General features: G+C 66.6%; 11 protein-coding genes. 10 read left to right on the forward strand and 1 reads right to left on the reverse strand.

Features of this window, described 5'->3' with window-relative positions; translation table 11 throughout:
* Window positions 1–82: 82 nt before the first annotated feature.
* From VW23_RS02160 to hrpB, 10 genes are all read left to right on the forward strand, one after another.
* Window positions 83–1,270: a Tm-1-like ATP-binding domain-containing protein gene (locus tag VW23_RS02160; RefSeq protein ID WP_069907944.1), complete on the forward strand. Its 1,188-nt coding sequence runs from the start codon at window positions 83–85 to the stop codon at window positions 1,268–1,270.
* A 19-nt stretch (window positions 1,271–1,289) separates the two neighbouring features.
* Window positions 1,290–2,126 (forward strand): phosphoenolpyruvate hydrolase family protein, encoded by an 837-nt coding sequence (locus VW23_RS02165; protein ID WP_069907945.1) that lies wholly within the window; start codon window positions 1,290–1,292, stop codon window positions 2,124–2,126.
* A gap of 117 nt (window positions 2,127–2,243) precedes the next feature.
* Window positions 2,244–2,654 carry a cupin domain-containing protein gene (locus VW23_RS02170; RefSeq protein ID WP_069907946.1) on the forward strand — a complete coding sequence of 137 codons (411 nt, stop codon included), beginning with the start codon at window positions 2,244–2,246 and terminating at the stop codon, window positions 2,652–2,654.
* 79 nt (window positions 2,655–2,733) lie between these two features.
* Entirely contained in the window at window positions 2,734–4,497 is a 1,764-nt protein-coding gene (locus tag VW23_RS02175; RefSeq protein ID WP_069907947.1) for an adenylate/guanylate cyclase domain-containing protein, read from the forward strand.
* A 275-nt stretch (window positions 4,498–4,772) separates the two neighbouring features.
* Complete coding sequence (gene ppk2, locus VW23_RS02180) at window positions 4,773–5,696, forward strand: polyphosphate kinase 2 (protein ID WP_069907948.1); 924 nt, start codon at window positions 4,773–4,775, stop codon at window positions 5,694–5,696.
* A gap of 157 nt (window positions 5,697–5,853) precedes the next feature.
* Window positions 5,854–7,260 carry a Si-specific NAD(P)(+) transhydrogenase gene (gene sthA, locus VW23_RS02185; protein WP_069907949.1) on the forward strand — a complete coding sequence of 469 codons (1,407 nt, stop codon included), beginning with the start codon at window positions 5,854–5,856 and terminating at the stop codon, window positions 7,258–7,260.
* Between the two features lie 423 nt (window positions 7,261–7,683).
* Window positions 7,684–8,928, forward strand: a complete 1,245-nt coding sequence (locus tag VW23_RS02190; protein ID WP_069907950.1) for an aminopeptidase — start codon at window positions 7,684–7,686, stop codon at window positions 8,926–8,928.
* A gap of 148 nt (window positions 8,929–9,076) precedes the next feature.
* Window positions 9,077–11,572, forward strand: a complete 2,496-nt coding sequence (locus VW23_RS02195; protein WP_069907951.1) for a putative bifunctional diguanylate cyclase/phosphodiesterase — start codon at window positions 9,077–9,079, stop codon at window positions 11,570–11,572.
* A 73-nt stretch (window positions 11,573–11,645) separates the two neighbouring features.
* On the forward strand, window positions 11,646–12,530 hold the full coding sequence (locus VW23_RS02200; RefSeq protein WP_069907952.1) for a PAS domain-containing protein: 885 nt from the start codon (window positions 11,646–11,648) through the stop codon (window positions 12,528–12,530).
* Window positions 12,531–12,575: 45 nt separating this feature from the next.
* Window positions 12,576–15,020, forward strand: coding sequence for an ATP-dependent helicase HrpB (hrpB, locus tag VW23_RS02205; protein ID WP_069907953.1), 2,445 nt, complete (start codon window positions 12,576–12,578; stop codon window positions 15,018–15,020).
* A gap of 152 nt (window positions 15,021–15,172) precedes the next feature.
* Here hrpB and recQ read toward each other — a convergent pair whose 3' ends face one another.
* Window positions 15,173–16,999: a DNA helicase RecQ gene (gene recQ / locus VW23_RS02210; RefSeq protein ID WP_069907954.1), complete on the reverse strand. Its 1,827-nt coding sequence runs from the start codon at window positions 16,997–16,999 to the stop codon at window positions 15,173–15,175.
* Between the last annotated feature and the right edge of the window lie 135 nt (window positions 17,000–17,134).

Consider the following 17,134-nt stretch of genomic DNA (forward strand, 5'->3'; position numbering starts at 1 on the left):
TTGCAATGGCGGCGGGCCTCTGCCATGACATGGCGGCGAGAGCACCGGCGGGGGTCACCCGAACGGTGTCGGGAGGGGTGCGATGAAGCGCATCTACGTGGTCGGCACTGCCGACACCAAAGGCGAGGAACTGGCCTTCCTCGCCGAGAAAATCCGGGCGCTCGGCGCCGATCCGCTGCTGGTCGATGTGGGGATCCGCGCACCGACCATTCCGCCGGAAGTCGGAGCGGCGGACGTAGCGAAGTTCGGTCCACCGGGGTTGCTCGAGGGCACCGACCGTGGCGTCGCCGTGGCCGGCATGGCAGAGGCCTTCGCGCAGTTTGTCATAACACGTGATGATATCGCCGGAATGGTCGGCATCGGCGGCGGTGGCGGCACCTCGATCGTCACATCAGGGATGCGGAAACTGCCGATCGGCCTGCCCAAAGTCATGGTCTCCACGCTCGCCTCGGGCGATGTCGGGCCCTATGTCGGGGTCAGCGATATCGTGATGATGCCGTCGGTCACCGACCTCGCCGGGCTCAACCGGATATCACGTGTTATCCTCTCGAATGCCGCGCTGGCCGTGGTGGCGATGAGCGCCAACCCGACAATGGTGGAACCGGCCACCAAGCTGGCCGTGGGTCTGACCATGTTCGGGGTCACCACGCCAGCGGTAACGCAGATCGTCGAACTCCTCACCGGAGCCGTCGAGCCGCTGGTTTTCCATGCCACCGGCACCGGCGGCAAGACCATGGAAATGCTGGTCGATTCCGGGCTGGTCGGGGCGTTGATCGACGTCACCACCACCGAGGTCTGCGACTACCTGCTGGGCGGCGTGCTGCCGGCGGGGCCGGAGCGGCTCGACTGCCTGTCGCGACGGCCGGTGCCATATGTCGGCTCGGTCGGGGCCTGCGACATGGTCAACTTCTGGGCGCCCGAGACGGTGCCGCCGCATTACGCCGACCGCCTGTTCTACGCGCACAATGCCAATGTGACGCTGATGCGCACCAGCGCCGACGAGTGCCGAGCGATCGGCGAATGGATCGGCGGCAAGCTCAATGCCGCAACCGGCCCGGTGCGCTTCCTCTTGCCGCTCCGCGGCGTCTCGGCGCTCGATATCGAGGGCGGGGCGTTTCGCGACGCCGAGGCCGATGCCGAACTGTTTGAGGCGATCGAGCGGACGGTGCAATGGACCGGCGACCGGCAGCTGATCCGGCTCGACTGCCACATCAACGACCCCAGTTTTGCCGAGGCGGCGATGCGCGCCTTTCACGAAATCACCTCATAATAACCCTTTGGGAGACAGCATGGCTGCCATCGCGCGCGCCGACATCCTCAGAAAATTCCACGACATGGTGGCCCGCGGACAGCCGATCGTCGGCGGCGGGGCCGGTACCGGCATCTCGGCCAAGGCCGAGGAAGCCGGCGGCATCGACCTGATCATCATCTACAATTCGGGGCGCTATCGCATGGCCGGACGCGGCTCGGCCGCGGGGCTGCTCGCCTATGGCAACGCCAACGAGATCGTCAAGGACATGGCGCGCGAGGTGCTGCCGGTGGTGAAGCGCACCCCGGTGCTGGCCGGAGTGAATGGCACCGATCCGTTCGTGCTGATGCCGCAGTTCCTTGCCGAACTCAAAGCCATGGGGTTCTCGGGAGTGCAGAACTTCCCCACCATCGGGCTGTTCGACGGGGTGATGCGGGTCAGCTTCGAGGAGACCGGCATGGGTTATGGCCTCGAGGTCGAGATGATCGCCGAGGCGCACAAGCTGGACCTCCTCACCACACCCTATGTGTTCAACCCGGATGAAGCGGTGGCGATGACCAGGGCCGGCGCTGACATCATCGTCGCGCATATGGGGGTGACGACCGGCGGCGCCATCGGCGCGACGGCAGCGAAATCGCTGGTGCAGTGTGCCACCGAGATCGAGGCGATTGCCGCAGCGGCGCGCGGCGTGCGTGATGACGTCATCGTCCTCTGCCATGGCGGACCGATCTCGATGCCTGACGATGCGAAGTTCATCCTCAACCGGGTGAATGGCTGCCACGGCTTTTACGGGGCGAGCTCGATGGAGCGGCTGCCGGTGGAGGTGGCGATCAAGCACCAGGTTGAGAGTTTCAAGGGGTTGCGGACGAGGGGGTAGGTCGGCAGTAGGCAGTCGGCAATCGGCAGTCGCAAGGTGTCAGACGAATGCCGAGTACCTGCTTCCTACTCCGACTGCCGATTGCCGACTGCCGACTGCCGATAAGGAGGAGAAACAATGGCCGAGAACAATTTCGTCTATCCGCGCGATGTCAGTGCGTTCGGGTTCGACTGGGGACAGCTGGCGCTGACGGTGGCGCCGGAGCTGAATGGGGCGAAGCGGTTTTCGGGTGGAGTGGTGGATCTGCCGCCGGGCCAGGGCCATAGTCGCCACAACCACCCGGGCGCCGAGGAGATCATTTTCGTCATCTCGGGCGAAGGCGAACAGATGGTCGAAACGCCTGAGGGCGTGCCGGTGGTGCAGAAGGTCGGCCCGGGCTGCACGGTGTTCGTGCCGGAGGACCGATTCCACTCGACGCTCAATACCGGGAGCGGCCCGATGCAGCTGTTCGTGGTCTATTCGCCCGCCGGACCAGAGCTCGGATTGCGGGATCTGCCGGATTTTCGGCTCATCCCGAAAGCAGAGTGAGCTTACGTTTCCACTTCCAAGTAACAACGCCACGCTTTACCCTGAGACAGGGCGCGGTGACTCCGCCTAGGAAGCGGAAATGGAACATGTTTTGTCGCGCCGCCTGGCGGCGGTGTTGTGTGCGGACGTAGCGGGATACAGCGCCCTGGTGGGCGCTGACGAATCCGGCACCGTCGCTGCCCTGAAGGGACACCAGACCGCCGTGCTCCAGCTGCTGCAGCGGCATGGCGGGCGGGTGGTCGACCTTGCCGGCGACGGCATCGTGGCGGAATTCTCCAGCACGGTCTCAGCCGTTGAAGCCGCTGTCGCCATGCAGGCGCTGATGGCCGAGCGCAATGCCGATGTGCCGGTCAACAAGCGGCTGGTGTTCCGCGTCGGCGTCAACCAGGGCGATGTGGTGCATGATGATTCCCACATCTATGGCGACGGCATCAATGTCGCGGCCCGGCTGCAGCAGATCGGCGAGCCCGGCGGCGTCTATGTTTCGGGCAAGGTGTTCGAGGAAGTCCGCGACCGGATGAAGACCGGGTTCCGCGACCTGGGCGAGCGCGAGCTGAAGAACATCGCCCGGCCGGTGCGGGTGTTCGAAGTGGTGACCGGGGTCGGCCGAAGTACCAGATCGCCGGAGTTCGGTCCGGTGACGCCGCGGCGGCCGACGGTCGCCGTGCTGCCGTTCGACAATATGGGCGGCGACAGCGAGCAGGAATATTTCGCCGACGGGGTGGTGGAGGACATCATCACCGCGCTGAGCCGGTTCCGCGATTTCGCGGTGGTCGCCCGCAATTCGAGCTTCGTCTACAAGGGCCGCGCCGTCGACGTGCGGCAGGTGGGGCGCGAATTGGGGGTGCGCTACGTGCTCGAGGGCAGCGTGCGGCGGGCCCGCGACCGGCTGCGCATCACCGCGCAGCTGGTGGACGCAATGACCGGCGCCCACCTGTGGGCCGACAAGTTCGACGGCAAGCTCGACGACGTGTTCGAGTTCCAGGACCAGATCACGCTCAAGGTCGCCTCGGTGGCCGAGCCGACGATCCGCTGGGCCGAGATCGAACGTTCGCGGCGCGAGCGGCCGGACAGCGTCGAAGCCTATGACCTTTACCTCCGCGCCCTGCCGATGCACCTGTCGCAGACGCGCGACGCCAATGCCGAGGCGATCGCCCTGCTGCTCAAGGCCATAGAGCTCGAGCCGAACAACCCGACCTTCCTCGTCTATGCCGGCAATGCCATGCTGCACCGCTCGACCATGGGCTGGCCGGCGATCGGTACTGACGACACGGCGCATGGCATCGAGCTGGTGGAGCGGGCGCTGGCCAATGCCCGCGATGACGCGGTGGCGCTGTCGCTCAGCTCGATGATGCTGATCCATAACCTCCGCGATTACGACCGCGGCTTGATGCTGACGCAGCGGGCGGTGGAGGCCAACCCCAACAACCTGACGGTGATGATCTTTGCCGGCATCACCCACCTCCATATCGGCAATGTCGATGATGCGATCGCCTTCAGCGAGCACGCGATCCGGCTCAGCCCCAGCCTCGACGGCGCGCATTGGCCGCTGACGGCCATCTCGCATGCCCAGATGATCAAGGAAAACTACGAAGAGGCGCTGGTCTGGGCCAAGCGTTCGGTCTCGGCCAACCCGAGCTTCGTATGCACCTACTGGATGCTGGTCGCGGCAAATGCGCATCTGGGGCGGATGGACGAAGCGAGGCGCCACCTCGTGACGCTGAAGCGGCTGTCGCCGGGCGTCACCATCGCCCAGGTCTGGGCGGCACAGCCGCAGAAGGATGCCTCGCGGACGCAGGCGATCCTCGATGGGCTGCGGCTCGCGGGCGTCGCCGAGCAGTAATCGCATCGGGCGGGATCGTTTCACGAGCGGTCTGCACCAGTCGCTCCCCCAACGCGATGTCATCCCCGCGAAAGCGGGGAACTCCGTTTGCGATCGTGCCGCAGGCCAAGAAAACAGAGGTTCCCGCTTTCGCGGGAATGACCCGGTGGGTGGGCACGATCCCAACGTGGCGCACATGGGTCTCGTGCGGCGGCATCGCCGCGGCCCGGCAAACGGTCACAATAGGTTCATATGGAACGGGCACCCCTCCCCACCAGCTATCCATGGGTGCACCAATGAACGATCACGAAGCCAAGACCCCGGCCGAACTCGAGCGGATCAAGCAGGCGATCGCCGACGATTTCGACGAAGAGCTGGAAATGCAGTTGGAAGACGACCGGCTCGATGAGCTGGTCGCCGAGGGCATGTCCGGCCCGGCGGACGAGACGATCGACCGCAAGGCGTATTTCCGCGAGCTGTTCCGGCTGCAGCACGAGCTGGTGAAGCTGCAGGACTGGGTGCAGTACAAGAAGCTGAAGATGCTGGTGATCTTCGAAGGTCGCGATTCCGCCGGCAAGGGCGGCGCGATCAAGCGGGTGACGCAGCGGCTCAACCCGCGCACCTGCCGGGTGGTGGCGTTACCGGCTCCCACCAACAAGGAACAGGGCCAGTGGTACTTCCAGCGCTATGTGCCGCATTTGCCGTCGGCCGGTGAAATGGTGCTGTTCGATCGCTCCTGGTACAACCGTGCTGGCGTCGAGCGGGTGATGGGCTTCTGCAACCCCGAACAGCTGGAAGAATTCTTCCAGACCGTGCCGGACTTCGAGCGCATGCTGGTCCGCTCGGGCATCATCCTCGTCAAGTACTGGTTCTCGATCACCGACGAGGAGCAGGAATTCCGCTTCAAGATGCGCATCCACGACCCGCTGAAGCAGTGGAAGCTCAGCCCCATGGACCTCGAGAGCCGGGTGCACTGGGAAGACTACACCCGCGCCAAGGAAGAGATGTTCGACCGCACCCATACCGACGAAGCCCCGTGGTGGGTGGTGCAGGCGGTGGACAAGAAGCGGGCGCGACTGAACATGATCTCCCACCTGTTGAGCCAGGTGAACTACGAGGATGTGCCCAAGCAGGAGGTAGAACTGCCGGCCCGCGTGCGCCATGCCGACTACGTGCGGCACGCAGTGAAGCCGGAGCTCTATGTGCCGGAGGTTTATTGAGGGGCAGTCGGCAGTCGGCAGTCGGCAGTCGGCAGTCGGCAGTCGGCAGTCGGAATGTTCCCGACGAAATCCCGATCGTCTACCGCCAATCTGCTACTGCCGACTGCCTACTGCCGACTGCCATCTGAGCTTCATCTACGCCGTGCATGAGTCCGCCATGGACACTTTCGATCTGATCGTCATCGGCTCGGGGGGGGCAGGGCGGCGGGCGGCCATTCAGGCGGCCAAGCTCGGCAAGTCGGTGCTGGTGGTGGAGAACCGGCTGCGGGTGGGCGGGGTATCGGTGCATACCGGCACGATCCCGTCCAAGACGCTGCGCGAGACGGTGCTCAACCTTTCGGGCTGGCGTGAACGCGGCTTTTACGGGCTCGCCTATCGGGTGAAAAAGGAGATCGAAGGCAAGGATCTCGGGGCGCGGCTGCGCATGACGCTCGACCACGAGATCGACGTACTGGAGCACCAGTTCGCCCGCAACGGGGTGCGGACGGTGGCCGGGCGGGCCCGCTTCGTCAGCCCGCACCGGATCGCCATCAAGAACGGCAGCGAGGGGGAAAGCGAATACGAGGCCGAACGCTTCGTCATCGCGGTCGGCACCGCGCCCTATCGGCCCAGCCATATCCCGTTCAACCAGACCAATGTGTTCGACAGCGACGACGTCGCGTCGGATCCCAGGGTGCCCAGGAGCCTGACAGTGGTGGGCGCCGGGGTGATCGACATCGAGTATGCGACGATCTTTTCGGCGCTCGACGTGCCGGTGACGCTGGTGGAACCGCGCGAGAACTTCCTCGAGTTCATCGACCGCGAGATCATCGACGAGTTCGTGCACGAGCTCAGAAAGCGCGGCATGCAGCTGCGGCTCGGGGTGAAGGTGGAAAAGGTCGAGGTCGACGCCGCCGGCTTTGCGGTGAGCGCGCTGAGCGACGGACGGCAGATCCGCACCGAAGCACTGCTCTACTGCGCCGGCCGGGTCGGCGCGACGGCGGCGCTGGAGCTCGACGCCTGCGGGCTGACTTCGGACGATCGTGGGCGGCTGACGGTGGACCCGCGGACCTTCCAGACCGCAGTGCCGCATATCTATGCCGCAGGCGATGTGATCGGTTTTCCCTCGCTCGCCTCGACCTCGATGGAACAGGGGCGGATCGCTGCCTGCCATGCGTTCGGCGCGCCGATGCCCCCTGCTCCCGAATATTTTCCCTACGGCATCTATGCGGTGCCGGAAATCTCGACGGTCGGGCTGACCGAGCAGCAGCTCAAGGCTAAGGGCATTCCGTACGAGTGCGGCATAGCGCGGTTTCGCGAGACCTCGCGCGGCCACATCATGGGCCTGCAATCGGGGATGATGAAGCTGCTATTCTCGCTCGACGACCGGAAGCTCATGGGCTGCCATATCATCGGCGAAGGGGCGACCGAGCTGGTGCATATCGGCCAGGCGGTGCTGAACCTCGGCGGTACGGTCGACTATTTCGTCGAGAACACCTTCAACTACCCGACCCTCGCCGAGGCCTACAAGATCGCGGCGCTCGATGCCTTCAACCGGATGTCGCCGGTTGCCGTGACGTCCTAACTGCAGTGAACTTGGCGCCCCTCACCCTGGCCCTCTCCCCAGAGGGGCCCCGGACGAGGGCAGAGCCCTCGCCGGTAGGGGACGCACTTTGCACCGGCCGTGCCACATCGCCCCCTCGCCCCTTTGGGGAGAGGGTCGGGGTGAGGGGTAGCCAAGCGCTCGACGCGTTGAAATGTCGAATCCCCCAAAACCAGCTCGACCATCCCTGTGACAACCACAGGAGATGGAAATGGACTGGACACGGATGGGCGTGGATTGGAGCAGCGAGGAGTCGGTGGAACGGCTGGCGGCGAAGCGGGCCTGGCTGCTCGGGGTCGGGACGAGGATCGAGCGCGGCGATGACGAGTTACGGCATCTCGCCGCCTTGAAGCAGGCGGGCACCAGGGGTATGCCTCTCGTTCCCGTTTTTGCGAAGGTTTTCCAATGGCTCAGGGCAACACCCCTATCGATCCGGTCAAACTCGACAAGCTCGCGGAAGTCGCGATCAAGGTGGGGCTCCAGCTCCAGCCCGGGCAGGACCTGGTCCTGACCGCGCCGATGGCGGCGCTGCCGCTGGTGCGCAAGATCACCGAGCATGCCTACAAAGCCGGCGCCGGCATCGTGCAGCCGATCTTTTCGGACGAGGAGATCACCCTCAACCGCTATCGCCACGCGGCAGACGCGAGCTTCGACAAGGCGCCGGGCTGGCTGTTCGAGGGCATGGCCAAGGCCTTCGACGGCAACGCGGCGCGGCTCGCCATTTCAGGCGACAACCCGATGATGCTGGCAGGCGAAGACCCGGCCAAAGTGGCGCGCGCCAACCGCGCCACCTCGATGGCCTATAAGCCGGCGCTGGAGAAGATCACCGGCTTCGACATCAACTGGAACATCGTCTCCTACCCCAATGCCAGCTGGGCCCGGCTGGTGTTCCCCAACGATCCGGAAGAGGTGGCCGTCAAGAAGCTCGCCGACGCGATCTTTGCGGCGAGCCGGGTCGATGTCGAGGATCCGATCGGCGCCTGGAAGGCACACAACGCCAAGCTCAAGGAGCGCTGGACCTGGCTCAACGGCCAGCAATTCGCTTCGCTCCACTATACCGGGCCGGGCACCGACCTGACGATTGGGCTTGCCGATGAGCACCGCTGGAAGGGCGGCGCGTCGGAGGCCAAGAACGGCATCACCTGCAACCCGAACATTCCGACCGAAGAAGTGTTCACCACCCCGCATAGCCAGCGCGTGGAGGGCTATGTCCGCTCGACCAAGCCGCTCAGCCATAACGGCACGCTGATCGCCGATATCGAGGTGAAGTTCGAGGCTGGGCGGATCGTCGAGGCCAAGGCCTCGAAGGGCGAGGCCGTGCTGCAGAAGGTGCTCGACACCGACGAGGGCTCGCGCCGGCTGGGCGAAGTGGCGCTGGTACCGCACTCGTCGCCGATTTCGAAGAGCGGTGTGCTGTTCTACAATACGCTGTTCGATGAAAATGCCGCGAGCCACATCGCGCTCGGCCAGTGCTACGCCGACTGCTTCATCAACGGCACCAAGATGAGCCAGGACGAGATCGCCAAGCGCGGCGGCAACAAGAGCCTGATCCACATCGACTGGATGATCGGTTCGGACAAGATCGATATCGACGGCCTCAAGGCTGACGGTTCGAAGGTGCCGGTGATGCGCAAGGGCGAGTGGGCCTGATCGAGAGGGATCGCTGCTCCGCGTTCAGCGAACCTTAACCACCGGCACAGTTGTCATCACGGCGGCGAGCATTCGCCGCCGTCTCACACATGCGATTAATGTTTTGGCGCGTTCGGCTGCGTAGCATCCTCGTGAGGTTGAGGATCGCATGCGCAACACAGGCACCGTGTCGAGGGGCACACCGCCGGCCGAGGCTGCCGCAGAGACGCTGCGGCAGATCGGCAGCGCCACCGGCATTTCGGTGTGGACCTGGCACGCGCTGACCGACCGGGTCTACCATTCGGCCACCACCATTCGCGGCGAAGCGCTCGACCAGGGCGTGCCGCTCGCTGCGATGCTGGCCAAGCTCCATGCCTCGGATCGGGCGCGTGTCCGCCGCCGGATGCATGCAGCAGTGCGCAGCGGCAAATCCGGCGCCTTCCGTTTCCGCAGCCTGCCAACCGGCGGGACGGTCCGGGAATACAGCGCGGCACATTTCCCGCTCGGGCCGAACGAAGTGCAGGTGATCGTGCAGGACGTGACGCGCACCACGCTGGCCGAGCGGGCGCTGCGCGAGAGCGAAGACCATTACCGCACCGCCGTCGACCTCAACCCCGAGGTGATGTGGCTCGCCGACCCCGAGGGCAACATCATCGAGTTCGGGCCGCGCTGGCTCGAAATGGTCGAACTCAACACCGAGGAGACGCTGGGCCAGGGCTGGGCGAGCGTCGTGCACCCCGACGACCTCGAGCCGACCATTGCCGACTGGACGAGCTCGCTCAACAGCGGCGAGCCGCTCGACATCACCTATCGCATCCGGCTCAAGAACGGCGACTATCGCTGGATGCGGGCGCGGGCGGCGGCGCGGCGCGACAAGCTCGGACAGATCGTCCGCTGGTACGGCACGCTCGAGGATATCCATGACCGGCGGGTGGCGGAAGCGGCTTTGCGCGAAAGCGAGGCGTTCGCCCGTTCGATCCTCGAGGCCAGCACCATGGCGATCGAAGTGCTGGATGGCGCCGGCCGGCTGATCTTCATGAACGGGCCCGGTATCCGCATCATGGAGGTCGAGAGCTTCGAGGCGATCCGGGGGCTGCCGTTCGAGCAGTTCTGGCCACAAGACCAGCGCGCGGTGATCCGCGCGGCGATCGCTGCGGCGCAGCAGGGCCAGACGGTGCGCCATACGCTGTTCGGGCCGACGGCCAAGGGCAAGGCGCGCTGGTGGGATATCAGCCTGTCGCCGATCCTCGGCGCTAACGGCGAGGTGGAGCGGCTCCTGGCGCTGTCGCGCGATGTGACCGAGGCCAAGCAGAACGAGGCCGAGGTGGTGGCCGGAGCGAAACGGCTCGAATACCTGGCGCGGCACGACACGCTGACGGGCCTGCCCAACCGGATGCAGTTCCAGGAGGGCATGGACGCGGCATTGCTGGGGCTGAACGCCACGAGGACGCTGGCCGTACTGTCGATCGATCTCGACGACTTCAAGCTGGTGAATGACACGCTCGGGCACCTCGCCGGCGACATGCTGTTGCGCGAGGTGGCGGGTCGGCTCAATGGCTGCACCAGCAAGCGCGACCTGGTGGCCCGGCTCGGGGGCGACGAGTTCGCACTGCTGATGCCGGTGGAGCGCCCCGAGGATGCCGCGACGACGGCGCAGGCGATCCTCGCAGCGCTGGCCATTCCCTTCGAAATCGACGGCGAAACGGTGAGTATCGGCGCCAGCATCGGCATCGCCATCGCGCCGCGCGACGGGCTGACCACCGAGAGCCTGCTGCAATATGCCGATGTGGCGCTCTATCGGGTGAAGAGCGACAAGGGCCGCGATTTCCGCTTCTTCGAGCCGGCGATGGACCAGGCTCTGCGCGAGCGGCGCGAGATGAAGCGCGACCTGTCGCTGGCACTGGGCCGGGGCGAGCTGAGCGTGGTGTACCAGCCGCAGATCGATATCGGCAGCAACCAGTTGGTCGGCTTCGAGGCGCTGCTGCGCTGGGAGTGCGCGGCGCATGGCGCGGTGTCGCCGATGGTATTCATTCCGCTGGCCGAAGAGAGCGGGCTGATCGACGCGATCGGCGCGTTTGTCTTACGCGAGGCTTGCGCGGAGGCGACGCATTGGCCCGAGACGCTGTCGCTGGCGGTGAACCTGTCGCCGGCGCAGTTCCGCAACCGCGCCGTGGTGCGCACCGTCACCGATGCACTGGCGGAGACCGGCTTTGCGCCGGCGCGGCTGGAGCTCGAGATCACCGAGTCGGTGCTGTTCGACGAGAGCGCCGAGGCGTTGGCCTCGCTCGAGGAACTGCACCGGATGGGCATAAGGGTGGCGCTCGACGATTTCGGCACCGGCTACTCGTCGCTGAGCTATCTCAGGCGCTTCGCCTTCGACAAGATCAAGATCGACCGCTCGTTCGTCGCCGACCTGCCTGGGGCCGAGGACTCCGCAGCGATCGTCCGCGCCATCATCGGGCTCGGCCGCTCGCTGAAGACGCGCGTGACGGCCGAAGGCGTCGAGAGCTGGGAGCAGTTGCTGATGCTCAGGGCCGAAGGCTGCAACGAGGCGCAGGGCTACCTGTTCAGCCCGCCGCTGCCGCGGGCAGAAGCGCGCGCCTTCGCCAAGGCGGGGCTGGTCGCCTCACGCTCGGCGAATGACCGCCGGCAGCGACACGGCTGATACACACCAATACTTAACTGGGCGGCGGTTAGCGTTCGCCACAACCCCGCCTCCTGCCCCGTCACGGACCCCGATGTTCGACAAGCAGTTGATCGCCACGCCGTCGGAATCCCTGGCCCAGGTGGAGCCGACTCCGGCGCTTACCGATGCCGACCGTGCCCTGCAGCTCTACGAACTGCACGAGGGCTATGGCCAATGGAAGGTGATCTTTCCGGGCACCGTGGTGCTGTCGGCGCGCGTCGCGGAAATCTACGGCCTCGGACCGGATAGTCCGGTGCCGCTGCAGGACCTGGTGAAGCTTTATGTCGCCGAGGATCGCGGCAAGCTGCTGACGCTGATCGCCCAGGCGCTGCAGGACCGGCGTGGCTTTCGCTGCCGGCTGCGGATCGAGCGGCGCGATGGCGGTGTGCGGATGATCGAGTCGATCGCCGATCTCAGGGTACGCGACGGGCGGGTGATCGAACTGTTCGGCGCCAGCCGCGATGTAACCGCGGAGATGGAGCGCGAGTTGCAGGTGCAGGGCCGGCTGAAGCTGGTACAGGATCTGGTCGGCGACATGCCGGCGCCGATTGCGGTGCTGGACGACAAGCTCCGCGTGCTCGACTGCTCGCTGTACTGGCTCAAGGCGCACCGGTTCGTCGAGCGGCGCGAAGTGATCGGCAAGACCATCGGCCAGCTGTTTCCTGAGACGCCATCCGAGCAGATCGCCGAGTACGAGGCGGCGCTGCGGGGCCAGACGGTGAAGACGCGCCGCAGCTTCGCCAGCCCGACCAGCGGCGCGGCGACCCAGTTCGCGACGGTGCTGACGCCCTGGTATGTCGCGGACCGCAAGGTGGGCGGCATCACCGTGGTGGTCGGCTGGTCGGAAATCGCCACCACTAAACGCGCAGCGCCGGCGCCAACGCCAGTCGAGGATTTCGACGGCTCGCTGCTCGACATGCTGAAGAACGTCAGCTAGCCGGGCTGGCTTGCATCCACTGCGCTTTTCTCCGATTGAAGCGGCATGAACCTGCCGCCCCTTCCGATCGACGAAGCCCTGCCCCGGCTGCTGGCCGCGCTGGCTTCTGGCCCCTATGCGGTGCTGGTGGCGCCGCCCGGGGCGGGCAAGACGACGCGCGTGCCGCTGGCATTGCTCGAGGCGAAATGGCGGGGCGACGGCAAGATCGTCATGCTGGAGCCGCGGCGGCTGGCAGCGCGGGCCGCAGCAAGGCGGATGGCGCAATCGCTCGACGACGAGGTCGGCGGCGTGGTCGGCTATCGGGTACGGCTCGACGCCAAGGTCAGCAAGCGGACGCGCATCGAGGTGGTGACCGAAGGGGTGTTTACCCGGATGATCCTCGACGATCCGGAGCTCACCGGCATCGCCGCAGTGCTGTTCGACGAGTTCCATGAGCGCAGCCTCGATGCCGATCTCGGGCTGGCGCTGGCGCTCGATGCGGCGGCGCTGCGCGACGACCTGCGTGTGCTGGTGATGTCGGCGACGATCGACGGAGCCCGGGTAGCAGAGCTGCTCGATGGGGCGCCGGTGGTGGTCTCCGAAGGGCGGGCGTTTCCGGTGGAGACGATCTGGCGCGACCGCGATCCGCTGGTGAAAATCGAGGACCAGGTGACGAGCGTAGTGCTCGAAGCGCTGCGCGAGCAACCGGGCTCGGCGCTGGTGTTCCTGCCGGGACAGGCGGAGATCGGACGGGTGGCGGAGCGGCTGGCGGGACGCGTCCCCGCCGATGTCGATATCGCGCCGCTCTACGGGCAGCTGACACCGGAGGAGCAGGATCGTGCGGTGCAGCCGGCACGGCCCGGGCGGCGCAAGGTGGTGCTGGCAACCTCGATCGCCGAGACTTCGCTGACCATCGAGGGGGTGCGGATCGTCGTCGATAGTGGCCTCAGGCGCGCGCCCGCCTACGAGCCGGCGACCGGCCTGTCGGTGCTCGAAACACGAAAAGTGTCGCGGGCCTCCGCAGACCAGCGGCGCGGACGCGCCGGGCGTGTCGAGCCGGGGGTGTGTTACCGGCTGTGGGGCGAAGGCCAGAACGCGGCGCTGCTGGCGTTCGACGCGCCGGAGATGCTGGAGGCGGACCTTTCGGGACTGGCGCTCGATCTCGCCGGCTGGGGGGTGAGCGATCCGAGCCAGCTCCAATTCCTCGATCCACCGCCGGCGCCGGCGTGGAATGAGGCAGTGGGCCTGCTCAAGGGGCTCGAGGCACTGGACGACAGCGGGCGGATCACCGTCGAGGGCAAGGCGCTGGCGCGGCTGCCGCTGCACCCGCGGCTGGGGCACATGATCCACCGTGCGGCGGAGGAAGATGATGCGCTGACGGCGGCGCAGCTGGCGGTGCTGCTGGGCGAACGCGGGCTCGGAGGCGACGGCACTGACCTCGTGCACCGGCTCGAACGCTTCGGGCGGGAGCGCGGCAAGCGGGCCGATGAAGCACGTGGGCTGGCACGGCGCTGGGCCGGGATGGTCGGCAATACGGGTTCAGGCGGCGAGGTCGGACGCCACCTGGCGCGGGCCTATCCGGACCGCGTGGCGCAGCAGGCGGGAGCACGCGGCCGGTTCCGGCTGGCCAACGGGCGGCAGGCGAGCCTCGAGGACAGCGACGGGCTGGCGAATGCGCCCTACCTGGTGGTGACCGATATCACCGGCGCGGCGGCGACCGGGCGGATCCGAGCCGCAGCGGCAATCGAGCGGGCAACGATCGAAGAGCTGTTCGCCGGCGAAATCGTCGACGAGGCGACGATGGCGTTCGACCGCGGTTCGCGCAGCGTGCGGGCCCGGCGGGTGCGACGGCTCGGGGCATTGCGGCTCGACGAAGCGCCGGTGGCGATTGCCGATGCCGCGAGCGCGGCACAGGCGCTGGCAGAAGGTATCGCCGGGCTCGGGGTTGGCGTGCTGCCGTGGAGCAAAGAGCAGCAGGCGCTGCGGGCGCGGACGAGCTACCTGCGAGCGACGCTGGGCGAGGCGTGGCCGGATCTCTCCGATGCCGGCCTCGCGGCGGACATCGCCTGGCTGGTGCCGGCCATCACCGGCAAGACCGCGCTGAGCGAGATCGGGGCCGACGATCTGGGCGGGGCGCTCGAGGGGCTGTTGCCCTGGGCGCGACGGCAGGAGATCGAACGCCTGCTGCCTAGCCATTTCGACGCACCCTCGGGCTCGCACCTGCCGATCGACTATGGGGCGGAGAACGGGCCGGCGCTGGAGGTGCGGGTGCAGGAGCTGTTCGGGCTCGACAAGCATCCGAGCGTCGCCGGTGGCAAGGTGCCGCTGCTGCTGGTGCTGCTTTCGCCGGCGCATCGACCGATCCAGACGACACGCGACCTGCCCGGCTTCTGGCGCGGCAGCTGGAAGGACGTGGCCAAGGATTTGAAAGGCCGCTACCCGCGGCACTATTGGCCGGAGAACCCGCTGGAGGCGGCGGCGACCGCAAGGGCGAAGCCAAGGGGGACGTGAGCGATCACTGTTAGAGACGGCCCCCTCCCGGCCTCCCCCATGAAGGGGGAGGTGAAGAGTCGAGTATCGGTCTTCGATCGTGCCAAATACACCGGCGGGGCACCTCCCCCTTCATCGGGGAGGATGGGAGGGGGCCGTCCCTATCAGTATGGCTAAACCGGCCCGGCCGCCCGCAGCACAGCCAAAAACTCCGCCCCGTAGCGCTTCAGTTTGCTCTCCCCGATGCCATTGATGGTGCCGAGTTCGGCCATGGTCTGTGGTCGTTCCAGCGCCATGGCGCGGAGCGTCGTGTCGTGGAAGACCACATAGGGCGGCACGCCCTGGGATTTGGCGAGGGCGGCGCGTTCGGAGCGCAGCGCTTCGAACAGCGATTGCGCAGCCGGGGGCAACTGCACGGCGTTCTGTAGGGCACGGCGGGTCTCGGTGGCTTTGCGCGGCCGGTCGCGGCGGAGGGTGATCTTGCGCTCGCCGCGGAACACTTCTCGCGAGCCTTCGCCGAGGTGCAGGGCGCCGAACGAGTGGTCGACAGTGATCAGACCCATGGCGGTGAGCTGGCGGATCACCGATTGCCAGGAGCGCTGGTCCATGTCCTTGCCCTGGCCGAACACCGGCTGGTCCTGGTGGCTGAACTGGGTGACCTTGTCGGTGACCTTGCCGAGCAGCACGTCGACGATGTGCCCGGCGCCGAAGCGCTGGCCGGTGCGGTAGACGCAGGCCAGCGCCTTGATCGCGGCATCGGACCCGTCCCAGGTTTCGACCGGCACGAGGCAGGTGTCGCAGTTGTTGCAGCTGCCGGGATGCGCCTCGCCGAAATGCGCGAGGATGGCCCGGCGGCGGCATTCCGGAGTTTCGCAGACGGCGAGCAGCGCCGTGAGCTTCAGCCGCTCGACCCGCTTCACCTCATCGGGGGCGTTGCCCTCATCGATCATGCGGCGGCGCTGCGCCACGTCGGCCATGCCGTAACACATCCAGGCTTCAGCCGGCAGGCCGTCGCGGCCGGCACGGCCGGTCTCCTGGTAATAGGCCTCGATGGACGAGGGCAGATCCATGTGAGCGACATAGCGCACGTCGGGCTTGTCGATACCCATGCCGAAGGCGACGGTGGCAACGAGGCAGAGCGACTCTTCCTTGAGGAAGGCATCCTGGTTGGCGGCGCGGTCGCGGGCGTTCATGCCGGCATGATAGGCGAGCGCGCGAACCCCCTGCTTGTTCAGCCACTCGGTGGTCGAGTCGACCTTGGCGCGGCTGAGGCAATAGACGATGCCGGAATTGCCGGTATGGCGGGCGAGGAAGCTCTTCAGCTGGGCCCGTGCATTGTCGCGCTCGACGATCGCGTAGCTGATATTGGGCCGGTCGAAGCTGGTGGTGAAGATGCGCGCGTCGCTGAGGCCGAGCCGCTCGACGATATCGTCGCGGGTGGTGGGGTCGGCCGTGGCGGTGAGCGCGATGCGCGGCACGCCGGGATAATCGGCGGCGATCGAGGCGAGCTCACGATACTCGGGGCGGAAATCATGGCCCCATTGGCTGACGCAATGCGCCTCATCGATGGCGATAAGCGAGATCTCGACGCCCTGCATCATCGACTTGAAGCCGGGGAGCACCAGGCGCTCGGGAGCAACGTAGAGCAGGTCGAGCTTGCCGGATTTGAGGTCGCGGAAAGTGCGCGAGGAGTCTTCGGAGCTGACCGAGGAGTTGAGGGTCGCGGCGTTGACACCCGCCTGCTTCAGCGCCTCGACCTGATCGCGCATCAGGGCGATGAGCGGCGAAACGACGATGCCGACGCCCTTCCGCGCCAACGCGGGAACCTGGAAGCACATCGATTTGCCGGCGCCGGTCGGGAACAGCACCACTGCGTCGCCGCCACCGGTGACGTGGCGGACAACATCCTCCTGCTGGCCGCGAAAACTCTGGTGCCCGAAGACGGTGCGCAGGATTTCGGCGGGGTCGCGAGGCGGTGTGTCGAAGAGCGACTCAAGCATGGCTGAATGAGTCGGAAGTTTGCGGCTTGGGGTCAAGGGGCTTGGGCGCGGCGCGTGCGACGCCCCCCCTCCGAGTTGCGCTAGCTCGCTGTCGCTCACAAGCTTGGCTTGCCTTGTAACCCGACATCAAGGGGG

The sequence above is a fragment of the Devosia insulae DS-56 genome, from assembly GCF_000970465.2.
Classification (GTDB): domain Bacteria; phylum Pseudomonadota; class Alphaproteobacteria; order Rhizobiales; family Devosiaceae; genus Devosia_A; species Devosia_A insulae.